Origin of the sequence: Nonomuraea sp. 3-1Str (assembly GCF_031570565.1) — a bacterium.
Classification (GTDB): domain Bacteria; phylum Actinomycetota; class Actinomycetes; order Streptosporangiales; family Streptosporangiaceae; genus Nonomuraea.
This window is the reverse complement of record NZ_JALHBK010000018.1, coordinates 62,808-80,518: the sequence shown is the minus strand read 5'-3', so window position 1 is coordinate 80,518 and position 17,711 is coordinate 62,808. Positions and strand designations below refer to the sequence as shown.

The window sequence follows — 17,711 nt, the reverse complement described above, 5'->3', positions numbered from 1 at the left end:
CCCGTCCCGCTGCCGCCGCAGCGCGGCCGTCAGCGGGTCAGCTCGGCGGAGGGGGCGCCGGGCACGCGGGTGCGGCCCAGGTCGGCGCGGCGACCGGCGGCGGCCCCGTCGTGGTAGCCGGTGCCGCTCATCCGCGGCACCGTCACCCGGATCCGGGGGTACCGCGCCGCGACCGCCCGCTCCACCTCCGCCCGCCGGTCAGCCAGCACCAGGGCCGTGCCGGCGCCCGCCGGGTTCCCGTCGAGATGGTCGGCCTCCGCCCGCTCCTCTGCCTCGCGCAGCAGCCGGTACACCTCGTCGGCGAAGCCCAGCATCCACGAGCGGCGGTAGGCGCGGGCCGCGGCGGCCTCGGCCGGCGGACGGGTACGCCCCAGGCCGGAGGCCATCTGCAGCAGCAGCGACGTGGCCAGCAGGTCGGCCCGCTCCAGATCGGCGGCGAAGCCGAAGATGTGAACCTGGTGCCCGCCGTCACCGCGCCCGATGAGCAGCGGCCGGCAGCGCACGGCCTGGGCCACCAGCCCGACGAGGCGCGCCTTCTCCCGCGCCCACGGGGCGGGCAGGGTGACGATCCGGTCGCCGGGCGCCTGGCGCGGCTCGCCGGGGTCGAGGGCGTCGATGCCGTACTTGGCCATGAGCGCCGAGGCCGCCGCCATGAACGTGGCGCGCTCGTGCTCGTTGTCGGTGCCTTCGGCCTTGGCCAGGAGCTTCCTGACCCGCTCCAGCGTGCGCTCCCTCAACCGGCCTCCCGCGCCGTCAGGACTTGGCCAGCACCCGCCCGTCGGCGCCGAGGGCCGGGAAGGCTCCTGTGTCGACGATGCCGTGCTGCTGGTACAGAGCCTCGATGAGGGCGTGCGCCTCCGGCTCCAGCTTCCACAGGGCACGATACTGGCGCGCGGTGGCCAGCGAGATGCCGATCTGCTGCGCGATGTCGATGGTGCGCGGCACGATGCCCTTGGCGATCTGCCGGTCCCAGTAGTCGCGGGCGGCCCGCATGAGCGCGGCGCGCTGGGCGGTGTCGACGACCTGCGGGGTGGTGTCGAGCACCGTGACGTCCTCGTCCTCGTCCTCGACCAGCTCGGCCAGCGCGGGCGGCAGGGCCGGACGGGCCGGGACGGGGTGGTGGTCGGCGTTCGGCTCCCAGGGCACGCGCGGGTCGGCGTCGATGAGCGCGGTGGTGTTGTAGAGCGCGGCGATCTGGGCGAGCAGCGCCTCCTGGCGGGCCGGGTCGACGGCCAGGCCGGTGTGCTCGACGGCCTGGTCCATGGCCTTGTCGAGCCGGGCGAGCGCGGCGCGCAGCTTGCGCTCGGACGCCCCGCCCTCGCGCAGCGCCTTGGCCTTCTTGGCGGCCAGCGCGACGCGGGTCAGCCGCCGGTGCGCGTCCACCTCGCTCGCGGTGCGGTCGCTCACCTCGGCCAGCCCCATGCGGACCAGCAGCCGCTCGGGGGTGAGCCGCCAGTTGATGCGGCCGGTGCCGCGGATGCGGTGCCGCTCGATGGCCATGCCGCGCTCCCACAGCCAGGCGGCGACCAGCGGCGCGGCGAGCCGGAAGAGCGCCTCGGGCAGGCTGCGGGCGTCCATGCTGGACAGCACGGCCGTCAGGCACGTCAGCGCCCACACGGCGATGCCGTCGATGCCGGCGGAGAAGTTCTCGCGCATGTTGCGGCGGGCGCGCACGGCCGAGGTGATGATGGCCACCTCGATGAACGCGAACAGCAGCAGCCGCAGCGGCCCGTCGAGGCCGAGCACGTCACCGGAGAAGCGCCACATGCCCTGCGCCGACACGCCGGTGGCGATGGACGCGGCCACGACCGTCAAGATGTCCTCGACGGGACGCGGCGCGACGTAGCGGGCGACCAGGAACGCGCCGGCTCGCCACGCCACGCGGACCAGCAGGAACGCCAGGCCCAGGGCGGCCAGGACCAGCAGCGCGATGACAGCGGTGGCGAACGGCTTTTCCGTGACGAAGGCGGCTATTTCCTCGAATGTGGGCATCAGTCACTGTCCGTGGGGGGCTACATACTCCGGCTGTCCAACGACGAGATCATTGCAGAATGTCGCCATCTTGTACGCCAAACAGCCGCTGCCGCCCCATTTTGCCCACCCTTATCGCAGGTTGTCATGCATCCCGTCAGCCTCAGGCCCCGGCGAGCGTCTCCGAGACGAGCGCCCGCGCCTCCTGCTGGACCTCGGCCAGATGCTCCGGCCCCTTGAACGACTCCGCGTAGATCTTGTAGACGTCCTCGGTGCCCGACGGCCGCGCCGCGAACCAGGCGCTCTCCGTGGACACCTTCACCCCGCCGAGCGCGGCGTCGTTGCCCGGAGCCCGCGTCAGCACCGACGTGATCGGCTCCCCGGCCAGGGCCGTCGCCGTCACCTGGTCGGCCGACAGCCTGCCCAGCACCGCCTTCTCCTCGCGCGTGGCCGGCGCGTCCACCCGGGCGTAGGCGGGCTCGCCGTACCGGGAGGTCAGCTCGCGGTAGCGGGCGCTCGGCGACTCGCCCGTGACGGCCGCGATCTCCGAGGCCAGCAGCGCCAGGATGATGCCGTCCTTGTCGGTCGTCCACACCGAGCCGTCGCGGCGCAGGAACGACGCCCCCGCGCTCTCCTCGCCGCCGAACCCGAGCGACCCGTCCAGCAGCCCCGGCACGAACCACTTGAACCCGACCGGCACCTCGTACAGCCGCCGCCCCAGCGACTCGGCCACCCGGTCGATGATCGAGCTGCTCACCATCGTCTTGCCCACCCCGGCGCCCTGCGGCCAGCCGTCCCGGTGGGTGTACAGGTAGGAGATCGCGACCGCGAGGTAGTGGTTGGGGTTCAGCAGCCCGCCGTCGGGCGTCACGACGCCGTGCCGGTCGGAGTCGGCGTCGTTGCCGGTGGCGATGTCGAAGCGGTCGCGGGCGTCGATCAGCGACGCCATCGCGTACGGCGACGAGCAGTCCATGCGGATCTTGCCGTCCCAGTCGAGCGTCATGAACCGCCACGTCGGGTCCACCAGCGGGTTGACCACGGTCAGGTCCAGCCGGTGCCGCTCGGCGATCTCGCCCCAGTAGGCCACGCTCGCCCCGCCCAGCGGGTCGGCGCCGATCCGCACCCCGGCCGCCCGGATCGCGTCGAGGTCCACCACCGACGGCAGGTCGTCCACGTACGCGCCGAGGAAGTCGTGGCGGCCCGCCTCCCGCCGCGCCCTGGCGTACGGCACGCGGCGCACCCCGGCCAGGCCGCCGGCCAGCAGCTCGTTGGCCCGGTCCTGGATCCACGAGGTGGCGCCGGTGTCGGCCGGTCCGCCGTTCGGCGGGTTGTACTTGAAGCCGCCGTCGGCCGGCGGGTTGTGCGACGGCGTGACCACGATGCCGTCGGCCAGGCCGGACGAGCGGCCCCGGTTGTGGGTGAGGATCGCGTGCGAGACGGCCGGCGTCGGCGTGTAGCCGTCGCGGGAGTCCACCAGCACGTCCACCCCGTTGGCCACCAGCACCTCCAGCGCCGACACCTGGGCCGGCTCGGACAGCGCGTGCGTGTCCGCGCCGAGGTACAGCGGCCCGTCGGTGCCCTGCGCCGCGCGGTACTCGCAGATCGCCTGGGTCGTGGCCACGATGTGGTCCTCGTTGAAGGCGGTGTTGAGCGCCGACCCGCGATGACCGGACGTGCCGAACGCCACCCGCTGCCCCACCTCTCCGGGGTCCGGGTGCAGCGCGTAGTAGGCGGTGACCAGCCGGGCGACGTCGACGAGGTCGGCGGGCTGAGCGGGCTGTCCGGCGCGATCGTGGGTCATGTTCCCACCTTACAAACGCCTCCCGCGCGCACCCCCGGCGATCTCCCGTGTCGCGTGGCGGACCGTCCCGGCCCCCGCGGTTAGACTCGCGATCACCAGAACAGAATGGAGCTCGGTGGCCATGCGCATCGGATTGTTGCTGAACGAGACCACGGGACCGGATCCGCTCAAGGACCTGGGCGACAGCATCGCCGCGGCGCGCGACGACGGCTTCGCCTCGGCGTGGCTCTCGCACATCTTCGGCCTCGACGCGCTCACCGCCCTGGCCGTCGCGGGCGCCCGCACCCCCGGCATCGAGCTCGGCACCGCCGTCGTGCCGACCTACCCGCGCCACCCGGCCGCGCTCGCCCAGCAGGCGATGACCGCCAACGCCGCGCTCGGCGGGCGGCTGGCGCTCGGCATCGGCCTGTCCCACCAGGTCGTCATCGAGAACATGTTCGGCTACAGCTTCGAGCGCCCGGCCCGCCACATGGCCGAGTACCTCGACATCCTGCTGCCCGCCGTCCGCGGCGAGCACGTCCGCGCCGAGGGGGAGACGCTGAAGGCCGACATCCGGCTGAGCACGCCCGGAGCCGGCCTGCCGGTCCTCATCGCCGCCCTCGCGCCGCGCATGCTCAAGCTGGCCGGCTCCCGCGCCGACGGCACCGTGCTGTGGATGACCGGCCCCAAGACCGTGACCGAGCACGTCGTGCCCGCCATCACCGCCGCCGCCGAGGAGGCGGGCCGCTCCCGGCCGCGCGTCGTCTGCATGCTGCCGGTCTGCGTCACCGACGACGCGGACGCCGCGCGGGCCCGCGCCGACGAGGTCTTCGCCACGTACGGCCAGCTCCCGTCCTACCGGGCGATGCTCGACAAGGAGGGCGTGTCCGGGCCGGGCGAGGTGGCCATCGTGGGCGACGAGGACTCCGTGCGCGGCCAGATCGAGGAGCTGCGCCGGGCCGGCGTGACGGACTTCGTGGCCTCGCCGTACTCCAGGCGCGACCGCACCCTCGCCCTGCTCCGCCAGCTCCTCTGACGGCGCGTCGAGGGCCCCGCCGGGAGGCGCCCGCCTAGACTTCCGCAAGGTGAAGCGCTTGCTGCATGGCATCGACGTGTCCAACTGGCAGGGCCGGGTCGACTGGGCCCACCACGCCGGTGAGGGCGTCGCCTTCGCCTTCGCCAAGGCCACCGAGGGCGGCGACTTCACCGACAAGTTCTTCGGCCGCAACTGGCAGGGCATGCGCGAGAACTGGGTCGTCTGCGGCGCCTACCACTTCGCCCGGCCCAAGGGCGACCCCGCCGAGCACGCCCGCCACTTCCTCGCGACCCTGCGCGAGGCCGGCGGGCTGCGCCGCGGCGACCTCATCGCGATCGACCTGGAGACCAGCGACGGCCTGCGGCCCGAACAGGTCGCCCGGCACGCCCGCCGCTGGTGCCGCTACGTCGAGCGGCACGCGGGCATACGCCCGTTCATCTACACGTTCCCGAACTTCGCGCACGGCGGCCACTGCGCCGGGCTCGGCGACTACCCGCTGTGGATCGCCAGCCCCAGCCATCCGCGCGGAGCGCCGCAGGTGCCGTCGCCGTGGGCTGCGTGGACGATCCACCAGTACTCCAGCCGGCCGGTGGACCGCAACGTGTTCGACGGCAGCCGCCAAGCACTGACCAGGCTGGGGTATCACCCGCGATAGCATCGGTGTCCATCACCGCCGGACGCCATCCGGGCCACCCGGCGCCTAGCATCAGGGAGCCACCGTGTCAGCCGAGTTGCACATCACCCGCGCCGGAGCCGAGCGTGTGGTGGCGGCCGGCACGACGGCGGGTGACGCGCTCGAGGCCGACGGCCGCACCGTCATCGCCGCCCGGGTCAACGGCGAGCAGCGCGACCTCGCCTGGGTGCTCGCCGACGGCGACGTGGTCGAGCCGATCGACATCTCCAGCGACGAGGGCCGGGCCATCGTCCGCCACTCCACCGCCCACGTCATGGCGCAGGCGGTCCAGGAGCTGTTCCCCGACGCCAAGCTGGGCATCGGCCCGCCGGTCGAGAACGGCTTCTACTACGACTTCGACGTCGAGCACGCCTTCCAGCCCGACGACCTCAAGCGCATCGAGAAGCGCATGCGGGAGATCGTCAAGGAGGGGCAGCTGTTCTCCCGCCGCCCCGTCGGCGACGACGAGGCGCGGCAGGAGCTCGCCGGCGAGCCGTACAAGCTGGAGCTCATCGGGCTCAAGGGCGGCGCCGCCGACGAGGAGTCCGTCGAGGTCGGCGCGGGCCAGCTCACCATCTACGACAACCTCGACGCCAAGAGCGGCGACCTGCGCTGGAAGGACCTGTGCCGCGGCCCGCACGTGCCGTCCACCCGGTCCATCCCCGCGTTCAAGCTCATGCGCTCCGGCGGCGCCTACTGGCGCGGCAGCGAGAAGAACCCGCAGCTCCAGCGCATCTACGGCACCGCCTGGGAGTCCCGCGACAAGCAGGACGAGTACCTCAAGCTGCTGGAGGAGGCCGAGAAGCGCGACCACCGCAAGCTCGGCGCGGAGCTCGACCTGTTCAGCTTCCCGCCGGAGCTGGGCAGCGGCCTGCCGCTCTTCCATCCCAAGGGCGGGATCATCCGCAAGGAGATGGAGGACTACATGCGCCGCCGGCAGGCCGAGGCCGGCTACGAGTTCGTCAACACCCCGCACATCACCAAGTCGTCGCTGTTCGAGACCTCCGGCCACCTGCCGTGGTACGCCGACGACATGTTCCCGGCCTTCGAGCTGGAGGGCATCGAGTACCGCGTCAAGCCGATGAACTGCCCGATGCACAACCTGATCTTCCGGGCGCGCGGGCGGTCCTACCGTGAGCTGCCGCTGCGGCTGTGCGAGTTCGGCTCGGTCTACCGCTACGAGAAGTCGGGCGTGGTCCACGGCCTGACCCGGGTGCGCGGCATGACGCAGGACGACGCGCACATCTACACCACCCGCGAGCAGATGGCGGATGAGATCAAGTCGCTGCTGCGGTTCGTGCTGAGCGTGCTGCGCGACTTCGGCCTGGACGAGTTCTACCTGGAGCTGTCCACCCGCGACGACTCCGACAAGTTCATCGGCGACCCGGCCGAGTGGGAGGAGGCCACCCAGGCGCTGCACCAGGTGGCCAGCGAGTCCGGGCTGGAGCTGGTGGACGACCCGGGTGGCGCGGCCTTCTACGGCCCGAAGATCTCCGTGCAGGCCAGGGACGCGATCGGCCGCACCTGGCAGCTGTCGACCATCCAGCTCGACCTGAACCAGCCCAAGCGCTTCGGCCTGGAGTATCAGGCGGCCGACGGCAGCCGGCAGACGCCCGTCATGATCCACCGGGCGCTGTTCGGGTCGATCGAGCGCTTCCTGGGCGTGCTGACCGAGCACTACGCGGGCGCCTTCCCGCCCTGGCTGGCCCCGGTCCAGGTGGTCGGCATCCCGATCGCCGACGCCCACGCCCCCTACCTGCAGGACCTCGCCAAGCGGCTGCGCGAGCGGGGCATCCGGATCGAGGTCGACACGGCCGACGACCGCATGCAGAAGAAGATCCGCAACGCGCAGAAGGCCAAGGTGCCGTTCATGCTGCTGGCCGGTGACGACGACATCGCCAACGGCGCGGTCTCGTTCCGCTACCGCAACGGCGAGCAGAAGAACGGCGTGCCGGTGGACGACGCGGTCGACGAGATCGTCTCCGCGGTGGAGCGCCGGATCCAGGTCTGATCCGCACGAGCGGGTGCGGCGAGCAGTGTGACGGGACGCCCGGCCGGAGTCATCCAGCCGGGCGTCCCGCCGCCGGCCACTACGATCATCCGTATGCGGGAGGACGAGACGGAACTCGGGGTGCGGCTGGCTTCGCCCGCCCTGAGCCCGTTGCGGGCGGTGCTGCGCCGGATGGCCGTCGCGCTGCTCATCCTGCTGGCGATGTACGCGCTGGTCCTGATCGACCTCGAAGGCTACCGCGACAACGCCGACGGAGCGGTGTCCCCGCTGGACGCCCTCTACTACGTCACGGTGTCGCTCTCCACGACCGGCTACGGGGACATCACGCCGATCACCACCGAGGCGCGGGTCGTCAACATCGTGGCGGTCACGCCGCTGCGCATCGCGTTCCTCGTGGTGCTGGTCGGCACCACGCTGGAGGTGCTCACCAAGCGCACGCGCGACGCCATCAGAATCCAGCGATGGAGAGCCAGATTGCGAGACCACACGGTGATCGTCGGCTACGGCACCAAGGGCCGGGCCGCCATCCGCACCCTGCTGGAGAGCGAGCGGTCCAAGGACTCGATCGTCGTGGTCGACCCGAGCCGGGCGGCGATCGAGGAGGCCGCGGGTGACGGCTTCACCGGTGTCGTGGGCGACGGCACGCGCGGTGAGGTGCTCAGGCGCGCGAGCCTCGGCACGGCCAGGGAGGTCATCATCGCCACCCAGCGCGACGACACCACGGCGCTGGTGACCCTGACCGCCCGCAGCCTCAACGAGACCGCCACGATCGTGGCCGCCGTGCGCGAGGCGGAGAACGACCCCCTGGTGCGGCAGAGCGGCGCCGACGTGGTGATCACCTCCTCCGACGCGGCCGGCCGCATGCTGGGCGTGGCCACCCAGAGCCCGGCGGTCAGCTCGCTGATCGAGGACTTCCTCGTCTACGGCAAGGGCCTCGACCTCTACGAGCGGGACGTGCGCGCCGGCGAGACGGGCCGGCCCACGCAGGCGGCGGGCGAGATCGTGCTGGCCGTGGTGCGGGGCCGCGAGACCATGACCTACGCCGACCCGCGCGCCGCCACGCTCCAGGCCGGCGACAGGCTGGTCGTCATCCGGGTCCACCCTCCGCAATAGCGACGACGCGGCGAGCCGGGGTGTTCGGCGACCACGGGAAGGGGCGCATCCCGGGGGGAGCCCTATGCTGCTAGATATGCACGATCAGCCTGGAGCGGGGGACCCCGACAACTTCGAGCGGCTGTGGACGCCGCACCGCATGGCCTACATCAAGGGCGAGGGCAAGCCGACCGGCACGGGCCCCGGCGACGGGTGCCCCTTCGACGCCATCCCGCGGATGAGCGACGAGGAGGGCCTGGTCGTGGCCCGCGGCGAGGTCGTCTACGCGGTGCTCAACCTCTACCCGTACAACTCGGGTCACCTCATGATCGTGCCCTACCGCCACGTGTCCGACTACGACGAGCTGGACCGGGCCGAGGTGCTGGAGCTGGGGGAGTTCACCCAGCGGGCGCTGCGGGCGCTGCGCAAGGCGTCGGGCGCGCAGGGATTCAACGTCGGGCTCAACCTCGGCGACGTCGCCGGCGCGGGCATCGCCGCGCACCTGCACCAGCACGTGGTGCCGCGCTGGGGCGGCGACACCAACTTCATGCCGGTGGTGGCCCGCACCAAGGTGCTCCCTCAGCTCCTGCGCGACACCCGCGACGTCCTCGCGAGCGCCTGGGGCTGACCCACGTCCTCAGCGGTGGCCCTCAGCGCACCGTGACCGTGGCCGCGTCGCTCTCGTGCTGGAGCCGGTCCAGCGCCGTCACCAGGTACGTGCCCGGCTTGGGCGCGGTGAACGACGGCGCGGTGACCACGGCCACCAGGTCGCGGGCGTCCGTATTGTGGCAGTCGGCGCCCGAGCCGGGCAGCCGGTAGACCGCGTAGGACCGCGCCCCCTGCGCCGGCGTCCACGTCAGCGCGGCGCCCGCCGCCTTGAGGCCCGCCGGCCTGGCCGGGGCGGCGCCGCCGCGCTCCTTGATCAGCGGCAGCAGCGCGGGCCGCGCGTAGTGGTCGGCCGCCAGGCGGCTCATGGCCCCGAGGGGGTCGTCCATGACGTTCTTGGCGCTGAAGTAGACGTCGCCCTCGATCTGCTTGTACTTGCGGTTGAGCGTCAGGTGCGCCGACAACTCGCCCGGCCGGGTCCACGCCTTGTCGTCGCGCGCCCCGACCCGGTAGACGGCCTGGCCGATGTACAGGTCGACGCCGGTGCCCTTGACCTGGCGCGCCCACCACGGCGCCAGCACCCGGTAGTCGGCCGCCTTGAAGCCGCGCGGCCAGTACAGCTGCGGGAGCACGTAGTCGACCGTGCCCGCCTTGATCCAGGCACGGGCGTCGGCGTAGATGCTGTCGTAAGCCGACATGCCCGTCGTGTCGGAGCCGGCCGGGTCCTGGGCCTTGTTACGCCAGATGCCGAACGGGCTGATGCCGAACTTGACGTACCCCTTGGTCGCGTGGACGGCCGCGTCGACCTCGGCGACCAGCGTGTTGACGTTCTGGCGCCGCCAGTCGGCCAGGCTCTGGCCCTTGCCGTACTTGGCGAAGGCCGCCTTGTCGTCGAACGTGCCGCCGGAGCCGGGGTACGGGTAGAAGTAGTCGTCGAAGTGGATCCCGTCGACGTCGTAGCGCTTGGTCACGTCCGTGACGACCTTGACGACGTGCTCGCGCACCTGCGGCAGGCCCGGGTTGTAGTAGCGGCGGCCGTCGTAGGTGACCGTCCAGCCGGGGTGGCGCCGCGCCGGGTGGGAGGCGGGCAGCTTGGCCAGGTCGGTGTCGTCGGCGACGCGGTACGGGTTGAACCAGGCGTGGAACTCCAGCCCCCGCTTGTGCGCCTCCTCGACCAGGAACGGCAGCGGGTCCCAGCCCGGGTCCTTGCCCGCGGTGCCGGTCAGGTACTGCGACCACGGCTCCATGGAGGAGCGGTAGAGCGCGTCGGAGGCCGGGCGCACCTGGACGAAGACGGCGTTGAACCGGAGCTTGACCGCCCCGTCGAGGATCTTCACGTACTCGGCGCGCTGCCGCTCGGGCGTCAGCCCCGTACGGGAGGGCCAGTCGATGTTCTTGACCGTCGCGATCCAGAGGCCGCGCAGCTGCCGCTTCGGGTAGCGGGCGTCGGCCGTGCAGGCCGCGGCGGGCGCGCCGGTCGTCTTCTTCTTGGCGGATCCCGCCGCGGGCGGCTCACCGGGGCCGGGGCCGAACAGGAAGGCGGCGCCGGTGGTGAGGACGGCCAGCGCGGCGGCGGCGAGCAGAGGGCGTCCGGTTCGCATAATGTCCCCAGTCTCGCATCGCCTCCCGGATGCTCCGGCCCGAAAAGAGAAATCGATTCGTGATGCCGGAGTGAAGGAAGCGCATGTGAGGGGTCAGAGGCGTGCCCCCGGGAGGCACGCCTCTCCTGCCCTCACTCGGCGGCGACCTTGCCCGCCAGGTGCGACGGCAGCGGCTCGTAGCGCAGGAACGTGCGCGTGAACGTCCCCGTCCCGTGGGAAATGGACCGCAGGTCGATGGCGTACCGGATGATCTCCAGCTGGGGCACCTCCGCCTTGACCAGCGTGTGGCCCGTGCCGACCGGCTCGGTGCCGAGCACCCGGCCGCGCCGTGACGACAGGTCGGACATCACCGAGCCGACGTGGTCGTCGGCGACCAGCACCGACAGCTCGTCCACCGGCTCCAGCAGCAGCGTCGACACCTTGGCGGCGGCCTCCTTCAGCGCGAGCTGCCCCGCGATCTGGAAGGCCATGTCGGAGGAGTCCACCGAGTGCGCCTTGCCGTCGTACAGCGTCACCCGCACGTCCACCATCGGGTAGCCGGCCACGACGCCGCGCTCCATCTGGGAGCGCACGCCCTTCTCCACCGACGGGATGAACTGCCGCGGCACCACCCCGCCCACGATCTTGTCCACGAACTCGAAGCCCCCGCCGGAGGGCAGGGGCTCGACCTCGATGTGGCAGATGGCGTACTGGCCGTGGCCGCCCGTCTGCTTGACGTTGCGGCCCATGGCCTGGCACCTGCCGCCGAACGTCTCGCGCAGCGGCACCCGCAGCTCGACCCGCTCCACCTCGACGCCGTGCCGCTTGGACAGCCGGTCGAGCAGGACGTCGGTGTGGGCCTCGCCCATGCACCACAGGACGAGCTGCTTGGTCTCGGGGTTGTTCTCCAGCCGCAGCGTCGGGTCCTCGGCGACGAGCCGGGCCAGCGCCTGCGACAGCTTGTCCTCGTCGGCCTTGGACCTGGCCTGGATCGCCACGGGCAGCAGCGGGTCGGGCATCTGCCAGGCGGTCATGAGCAGCGGCCGCTCCACCTCCGACAGCGTGTCGCCGGTCTCGGCCCGCGACAGCTTGGCGACGGCGACGATGTCGCCCGCGACGGCCTTGGGGACGGGCCGCTGCTGCTTGCCGAGCGGGCAGGTGAGGGTGCCGATGCGCTCGTCCACGTCGTGGTCCTCGTGGCCGCGCTCGGCCAGGCCGTGCCCGGAGACGTGCACGGTCATGTCGGGGCGCAGCGTGCCGGAGAAGATCCGCACGAGGCTGATGCGGCCGACGTACGGGTCGCTCGTGGTCTTGACGACCTCGCCGACCAGCGGCCCGTCGGGATCGCAGGAGACGTCCTTGACCGGCTTGCCGTCGACCGTGGTGATCTCGGGCAGCGGGTGCTCCAGCGGCGAGGGGAACCCCTGGGTGATCAGCTCCAGCACCTCCATGGCGCCGACGCCGATGCCGGAGCAGAGCACGGGGTAGAAGCTGCCGCGCGCGACGGCCTTCTCCAGGTCCTCGATGAGCACCTTGGTGTCGATCGGGTCGCCCTGGAGGTAGCGGTCCATGAGCGACTCGTCCTCGCTCTCCTGGATGATCCCCTCGATGAGGACACCCCGGTGCTCCTCGATCCGGCTCTCGTACTCGGCTCCGGGGTCCTTCTCCGTGCGGGCGCCGGTGGCGTAGTTGTAGAACTTCTGTGACAGCAGCCCGATCAGGCCGTTCACGTGCCCGTTCGTGATGACCGGCAGGTAGAGGGGGGCGACGCCGTCACCGAAGGCGTCCTGGCAGGCGGCGAGCACCTCGTCGAAGTCGGCCCGCTGGTGGTCGATCTTGGTGATCACGACGGCGCGGGGCATGCCGACCCGGGCGCACTCCTGCCACAGCATCTGGGTGAGCCCGTCGACGCCCTCCGCCGCCGAGACGACGAACAGCGCGGCGTCCGCGGCGCGCAGGCCGGCGCGCAGGTCGCCCACGAAGTCGGCGTAACCGGGGGTGTCCAGCAGGTTGATCTTCACACCGTTGTGCGTCAGCGGCGCCAGCGCCAGGTTCACCGACCGCTGCTGGCGCACCTCCACCTCGTCGAAGTCGCTGACCGTGCTGCCGTCCTCGACCCGGCCCGCCCGCTGAATGGTGCCGGTGGCGGTCAGAAGCTGCTCCGTGAGGGTCGTCTTTCCCGCTCCCGAATGGCCGACCAGGACGACGTTGCGTATCGCGTCCGCCCTGTCGGCCGATGGTGCCCTGCCCGCGGCTCCCATGGCCGCGCCGGGATTCTTGTCCGCCACATCGCCTCCGGTCTCGTGGGACGAGCCGGCCCGCTCCGTCGGCCTGACCTGGGGCCAGGCACCCGGCCGGGCTTCCTCTCCCGTGTCGTCGGTTGAGTTCCAACGCCGCGCCCGCGCGGAGGGTGAACAGGACCGCATGGACAGACGCGGTGTGTTCACCAAATACCCGTGTGGCGGATATCACAAGGGGGAGGAGGCAAAGAAAGTGGCCGGGCCCGGGATGGCCTACGATCGGACCGCGATGCTGAAACTCCTGCGTCCGGCCGTCACCCGGATACTCACCCCGCTCGGCAGGGCCCTGGTCCGCCATGGGATCGGGCCCAACACCGTCACGGCGATCGGCACTCTCGGCACCGTCGTCGCGGCCCTGCTGTTCTATCCCCTGGGCCTGCTGGCCGCCGGCGCGCTGGTGATCACCGTTTTCGTGCTGTTCGACCTGCTCGACGGCGTGGTGGCGCGGCTCGGCGGCGGGGGCGGCAGCACCTGGGGCGCCTTCCTCGACTCCACGCTCGACCGGGTGGCCGACGCCGCGATCTTCTGCGGGCTGATCCTCTACTTCATCTCGCTCGACGACCTGCTGATGACGTCGGTCACACTGTTCTGCCTGGTCGCGGGCACCCTGGTGTCCTACGCCAAGGCCCGCGCCGAGGGGCTGGGCCTGACCTGCGACGTGGGCGTGGCCGAGCGGCCCGAACGGCTCGTGGTGGCGCTGGTGGCCAGCTTCCTCGCCGGGCTCGGCGTGCCGTACGTGCTGGCGGCCGGCATGTGGTTGCTCGCGGCGGCCAGCGCTGTCACCGTGGTGCAGCGCGTGGTCCACGTCCACCGGCAGACGAGGGAGCGATGAGCGAGAAGGCGTCCGTCACCGACAGGGCCGTCGCCGCGGGGTTCGCGGCGGGCTGGCGGCTCGTCCCGCTGCTGCCGCGCCGGCTGACCAGGGGCGCGTTCCGGTTCGCCGCCGACCGGCTGTGGGCACGGCGGGGCAGGTCCGTGCTCCGCCTGGAGTCCAACCTGGCGCGGGTGACCGGGCTCGCCCCGGGCAGCACCGAGCTGCGCGAGCTGAGCAGGGCGGGCATGCGCTCCTACTTCCGCTACTTCGAGGAGATCTTCCGGCTGCCGTCCATGCCGGTCGAGGAGATCGTGCGGCGCACCCACGTGACCGGGGGCGAGCACATCTTCGACACCGTCGCCGCCGGCCGCGGGGTCGTGCTGGCCCTGCCGCACATGGGCAACTGGGACCAGGCGGGCGCCTGGCTGGTCGGCGTCGGCCACCCGTTCGCCACGGTCGCCGAGCGGCTGCGGCCCGAGTCGCTGTTCCGCCGCTACGTCGCCTTCCGCGAGGGCCTCGGCATGGAGGTGCTGCCGCTCACGGGCGGCGACGGCCACAACTTCGCCACCCTCGCCATCCGCGTACGGCGGGGCGGCATCGTCTGCCTGCCCGCCGAGCGCGACCTGACCAGGAGCGGCGTCGAGGTCGAGTTCTTCGGCGCCCACACCAAGATGCCGGCCGGACCGCCGCTGCTGTCGGTGCAGACCGGGGCGGCCCTGCTGCCGGCGACCGTCTACTTCCACGGCGACGACTGGGGCATCGACATCCACGAGGAGATCCCGGTGCCCGCCGAGGGCACCCGGCAGGAGAAGGTGGCGGCGATGGCGCAGAGCCTCGCCCACGTCTTCGAGAAGGGCATCACCGCCCACCCGGAGGACTGGCACATGCTGCAACGCCTCTGGCTGGAGGACCTCCCGCGATGAGAGCCGCGCCATGAGAGTCGGCATCGTGTGTCCCTACTCCTGGGACATGCCGGGCGGGGTCAAGCAGCACATCGACGACCTGGCGCAGGCGCTCATCGCCCAGGGCCACGAGGTGTCGGTCATCGCGCCGGCCGCCGACGACGAGGATCTGCCGCCGTACGTGGCGGGCGCGGGCCGGGCGGTGCCCGTGCCGTACAACGGGTCGGTGGCGCGGATGTCGTTCGGGTTCCTGTCGGCGGCGCGCGTGCGCCGCTGGGTGCGCACGGGCGAGTTCGACGTGCTGCACATCCACGAGCCGCTGATCCCCAGCCTCGGCGTGCTGGCGTGCTGGGCGGCCAGGGGGCCGATCGTGGCGACCTTCCACGCGTCGTTCTCCCGCTCGCGGGCGATCGCCGTGGCCGAGCCGCTGCTGCGCAGCGCGCTGGAGAAGCTGAGCGGCCGCATCGCGGTGTCCGACGCGGCGCGCAAGAGCCTGGTCGAGCAGTTCGGCGGCGACACCGTGCTCATCCCCAACGGGGTGACGGTGGCGCGCTACGCCGACGCCGAGCCGCTGGAGGGGTGGGGGCCCGACGGGTCCACGATCGGCTTCCTCGGCCGCATGGACGAGGAGCGCAAGGGCCTGCCGATCCTGCTGGACGCCTTCGCCGAGCTGGCCCCCGCCCGGCCCGGCCTCAAGCTGCTGCTCGCCGGGCCGGGCGACGCCAAGGACGTCTACGACCGGGTGCCGAAGGACTTCCACGACCGGGTGACCGTGCTCGGCATGGTCAGCGAGGCCGACAAGATCCGCGCCTACCACTCGGTCGACGTCTTCTGCGCGCCCAACACGCGCGGAGAGAGCTTCGGGATCGTGCTGGCCGAGGCGATGGCGTCCGGGGCGACCGTGCTGGCCAGTGACATCCCGGCGTTCCGCAAGGTGCTGGGGGAGGGGCAGGCCGGGGCGCTGTTCGCCAACGGCGACCCCTCGTCGCTGGCGCGCGAGGCCGCGGCGCTCCTCGACGCCCCCGAGCGGCGGGCCAAGCTGGCCGAGGAGGCGCTGGTCGCGGTCCGCAAGTACGACTGGTCGACGGTGGCGCGCGACGTGGTCCGGGTGTACGAGACGGTGACCACGGCCGGCGCGGGCCGCGTCGAGGAGGACCTGTGACACGAGACGTCCCGGCCGTGCTCGGCCGCGTGGAGGAAGATCTGTGACGTCCACCCTGATCGTGCTGGTCGTGGGCATCGTCGTGGTGCTCACCGCCGTCTACGTCTCCTGGCGGGCGGGCCGCCTGGACCGGCTGCACATCCGGCTGGAGCTGGCCCGCGAGGCGCTGGACGCGGCGCTGGTGCGGCGCCGGGCGGTCGTGCTGGAGCTGGCGGGCTCGCGGCTGCTCGACCCCGCCACCTCGCTGGTGCTCGCCGCGGCGGCCCACGAGGCCCGCATCGCCGGGCCGGAGGAGCGCGAGCACGCCGAGAGCGACCTGTCCCGCGCGCTGCGCGCGGCCGTGGACCAGGAGCGGTTCCGCGAGAAGCTGTCGGAGGCGCCGGGCGGCCCCGACCTGCTGGAGGAGCTCGACGCGGCCGTGGCCAAGGTCGTCTACTCCCGCCGTTTCTACAACAACGCCGTGGGCGTCACGCGCACGGCCCAGCGGCGCTGGCTGGCCAGGACCCTGCGGCTGGCCGGGCACACCGAGTTCCCCGAGTTCTTCGAGATAGACGACGATCCTCCGGCGGCCATGGCAACTGAATGACCCCGATTTGGCCCGGCCGGTAAGCTTCTTCCATTTTCCGGGCCTAAGCGGAGGAGTCGTACAGGTGCGCCTATCCCGGTTGATCGCCGTGACGCTGGCGGGAGCGGCCGTCGTGCCGCCCCTGGCGGCCTGCTCGTCGGAGGAGCCCGCGCCCGGCAAGGTCCCGCAGGCCGCCACCTCCTCGCCGGCCGCCGAGGAGCCGACGGCCGAGCCGGACCTGCACCCCTTCACCGGGAAGCCGACCGGCGCGCTCAAGCCGGTCCTCGCCGTGAAGATCGAGAACACCGCCGCGGGCAAGCCGCAGCTCGGCCTCAAGAGCGCCGACATCGTCTACGTCGAGCAGGTCGAGGCCGGCCTGACCCGGCTCATGGCGATCTTCTCGTCCAAGCTCCCGCCGAAGGTCGGCCCGGTCCGCAGCGCCCGCATCTCCGACCTGCACATCGTGCCGCAGTTCGGCAAGCCGGCCTTCGCCTACTCGGGCGCGCAGACCAAGATGCTGCCCTTCATCGCGCAGGCGTCGCTGTGGGACGTCTCCGACAGCCGCGCCCCCGGGGCGTACTTCCGCCAGCCGGGCCGCTTCGCCCCGTACAACCTGTTCGCCAACACCAAGGAGCTCCTGGCCAAGGCGCCCAAGGCGAGCAAGGCCAAGGACATCGGATTCACCTTCGGCGACGCCCCGGCCGAGGGCGGCGTGGACAAGTCGTCGTACACGGTCCGCTGGCCCGGCGCGCGCTTCACCTTCGCCTGGTCGGAGGAGAAGAAGCAGTGGCTGATCTGGCAGGACGGCAAGAAGGACATGGCGGCCGAGGGCGGCCAGCTCGGCGCGCCCACGGTGGTGGTGCAGTACACCAAGACCGAGCGCTCCGAGTTCCACGACAAGAACCAGAGCTACACGCCGCTCGTCCACTCCGTCGGCAAGGGCTCGGCGATCGTGCTGCGCGACGGCAAGGCGTACAAGGCGCGGTGGGAGCGGAAGTCCGAGGAGGAGGGCACGACGTTCACGACCGACAACGGCGAGCCGATGAACTTCTCCCCGGGTCAGGTGTGGGTCGCGCTGGCGAGCCGCAAGCCCGTCACTCCGTGACGTACAAATATCCCGAAATATCGTGACATTGTGGTGTGTCGGGGGCGGGCCCCTTCAGGACCTACCATGGGTTTGATAACTGACTGTAGGCGCAGGAGAGGCAGCCGGCCCCGA

15 protein-coding genes are annotated in these 17,711 nt (G+C 72.0%); 10 read left to right on the top strand and 5 right to left on the bottom strand.

Going from position 1 to position 17,711, the window contains the following annotated elements:
• Window positions 1–29 precede the first annotated feature (29 nt).
• From MTP10_RS26385 to pgm, 3 genes are all read right to left on the bottom strand, one after another.
• Window positions 30–737: a DUF2786 domain-containing protein gene (locus MTP10_RS26385; protein WP_310712371.1), complete on the bottom strand. Its 708-nt coding sequence runs from the start codon at window positions 735–737 to the stop codon at window positions 30–32.
• A 16-nt stretch (window positions 738–753) separates the two neighbouring features.
• Window positions 754–1,992, bottom strand: a complete 1,239-nt coding sequence (locus MTP10_RS26380; protein ID WP_310712370.1) for a hypothetical protein — start codon at window positions 1,990–1,992, stop codon at window positions 754–756.
• Window positions 1,993–2,134: 142 nt separating this feature from the next.
• Complete coding sequence (pgm, locus tag MTP10_RS26375) at window positions 2,135–3,772, bottom strand: phosphoglucomutase (alpha-D-glucose-1,6-bisphosphate-dependent) (RefSeq protein ID WP_310712369.1); 1,638 nt, start codon at window positions 3,770–3,772, stop codon at window positions 2,135–2,137.
• Between the two features lie 121 nt (window positions 3,773–3,893).
• On the opposite strand from pgm, the gene MTP10_RS26370 reads away from it, so the two are divergent.
• The 5 genes from MTP10_RS26370 to MTP10_RS26350 all read left to right on the top strand — a co-directional run bounded on the left by MTP10_RS26370 (window position 3,894) and on the right by MTP10_RS26350 (window position 9,191).
• Window positions 3,894–4,787 carry a TIGR03564 family F420-dependent LLM class oxidoreductase gene (locus MTP10_RS26370; RefSeq protein WP_310712368.1) on the top strand — a complete coding sequence of 298 codons (894 nt, stop codon included), beginning with the start codon at window positions 3,894–3,896 and terminating at the stop codon, window positions 4,785–4,787.
• A 49-nt stretch (window positions 4,788–4,836) separates the two neighbouring features.
• Window positions 4,837–5,442, top strand: coding sequence for a GH25 family lysozyme (locus MTP10_RS26365; protein WP_310712367.1), 606 nt, complete (start codon window positions 4,837–4,839; stop codon window positions 5,440–5,442).
• Between the two features lie 64 nt (window positions 5,443–5,506).
• Window positions 5,507–7,471 carry a threonine--tRNA ligase gene (thrS, locus tag MTP10_RS26360; RefSeq protein WP_310712366.1) on the top strand — a complete coding sequence of 655 codons (1,965 nt, stop codon included), beginning with the start codon at window positions 5,507–5,509 and terminating at the stop codon, window positions 7,469–7,471.
• A gap of 93 nt (window positions 7,472–7,564) precedes the next feature.
• Window positions 7,565–8,584 carry a potassium channel family protein gene (locus MTP10_RS26355; protein WP_310712365.1) on the top strand — a complete coding sequence of 340 codons (1,020 nt, stop codon included), beginning with the start codon at window positions 7,565–7,567 and terminating at the stop codon, window positions 8,582–8,584.
• A gap of 76 nt (window positions 8,585–8,660) precedes the next feature.
• Entirely contained in the window at window positions 8,661–9,191 is a 531-nt protein-coding gene (locus MTP10_RS26350; protein ID WP_310712364.1) for an HIT domain-containing protein, read from the top strand.
• A 22-nt stretch (window positions 9,192–9,213) separates the two neighbouring features.
• Here the strand turns inward: MTP10_RS26350 and MTP10_RS26345 are convergent, their stop codons facing one another.
• Window positions 9,214–10,770: a family 10 glycosylhydrolase gene (locus tag MTP10_RS26345; protein WP_310712363.1), complete on the bottom strand. Its 1,557-nt coding sequence runs from the start codon at window positions 10,768–10,770 to the stop codon at window positions 9,214–9,216.
• A gap of 131 nt (window positions 10,771–10,901) precedes the next feature.
• The gene (locus MTP10_RS26340) at window positions 10,902–13,037 is read right to left on the bottom strand and encodes an elongation factor G-like protein EF-G2 (RefSeq protein WP_397334513.1); all 2,136 of its coding nucleotides are present in this window, start codon (window positions 13,035–13,037) and stop codon (window positions 10,902–10,904) included.
• Window positions 13,038–13,278: 241 nt separating this feature from the next.
• Between MTP10_RS26340 and pgsA the strand changes: the two genes are divergently transcribed.
• The 5 genes from pgsA (at window position 13,279) to MTP10_RS26315 (ending at window position 17,597) form a co-directional block, all read left to right on the top strand.
• Window positions 13,279–13,881: a phosphatidylinositol phosphate synthase gene (gene pgsA / locus MTP10_RS26335; RefSeq protein ID WP_310712362.1), complete on the top strand. Its 603-nt coding sequence runs from the start codon at window positions 13,279–13,281 to the stop codon at window positions 13,879–13,881.
• On the top strand, window positions 13,878–14,786 hold the full coding sequence (locus tag MTP10_RS26330; RefSeq protein WP_310712361.1) for a phosphatidylinositol mannoside acyltransferase: 909 nt from the start codon (window positions 13,878–13,880) through the stop codon (window positions 14,784–14,786). Before pgsA ends, MTP10_RS26330 begins: the two co-directional genes overlap by 4 nt.
• Before the next feature lie 10 nt (window positions 14,787–14,796).
• Window positions 14,797–15,927, top strand: coding sequence for a glycosyltransferase family 4 protein (locus MTP10_RS26325; protein ID WP_310712360.1), 1,131 nt, complete (start codon window positions 14,797–14,799; stop codon window positions 15,925–15,927).
• Between the two features lie 43 nt (window positions 15,928–15,970).
• Window positions 15,971–16,513: a hypothetical protein gene (locus MTP10_RS26320; RefSeq protein ID WP_310712359.1), complete on the top strand. Its 543-nt coding sequence runs from the start codon at window positions 15,971–15,973 to the stop codon at window positions 16,511–16,513.
• Window positions 16,514–16,577: 64 nt separating this feature from the next.
• A complete protein-coding gene (locus MTP10_RS26315) occupies window positions 16,578–17,597 on the top strand; it encodes a DUF3048 domain-containing protein (RefSeq protein ID WP_310712358.1) in 1,020 nt (339 codons plus the stop codon).
• Window positions 17,598–17,711: the final 114 nt, after the last annotated feature.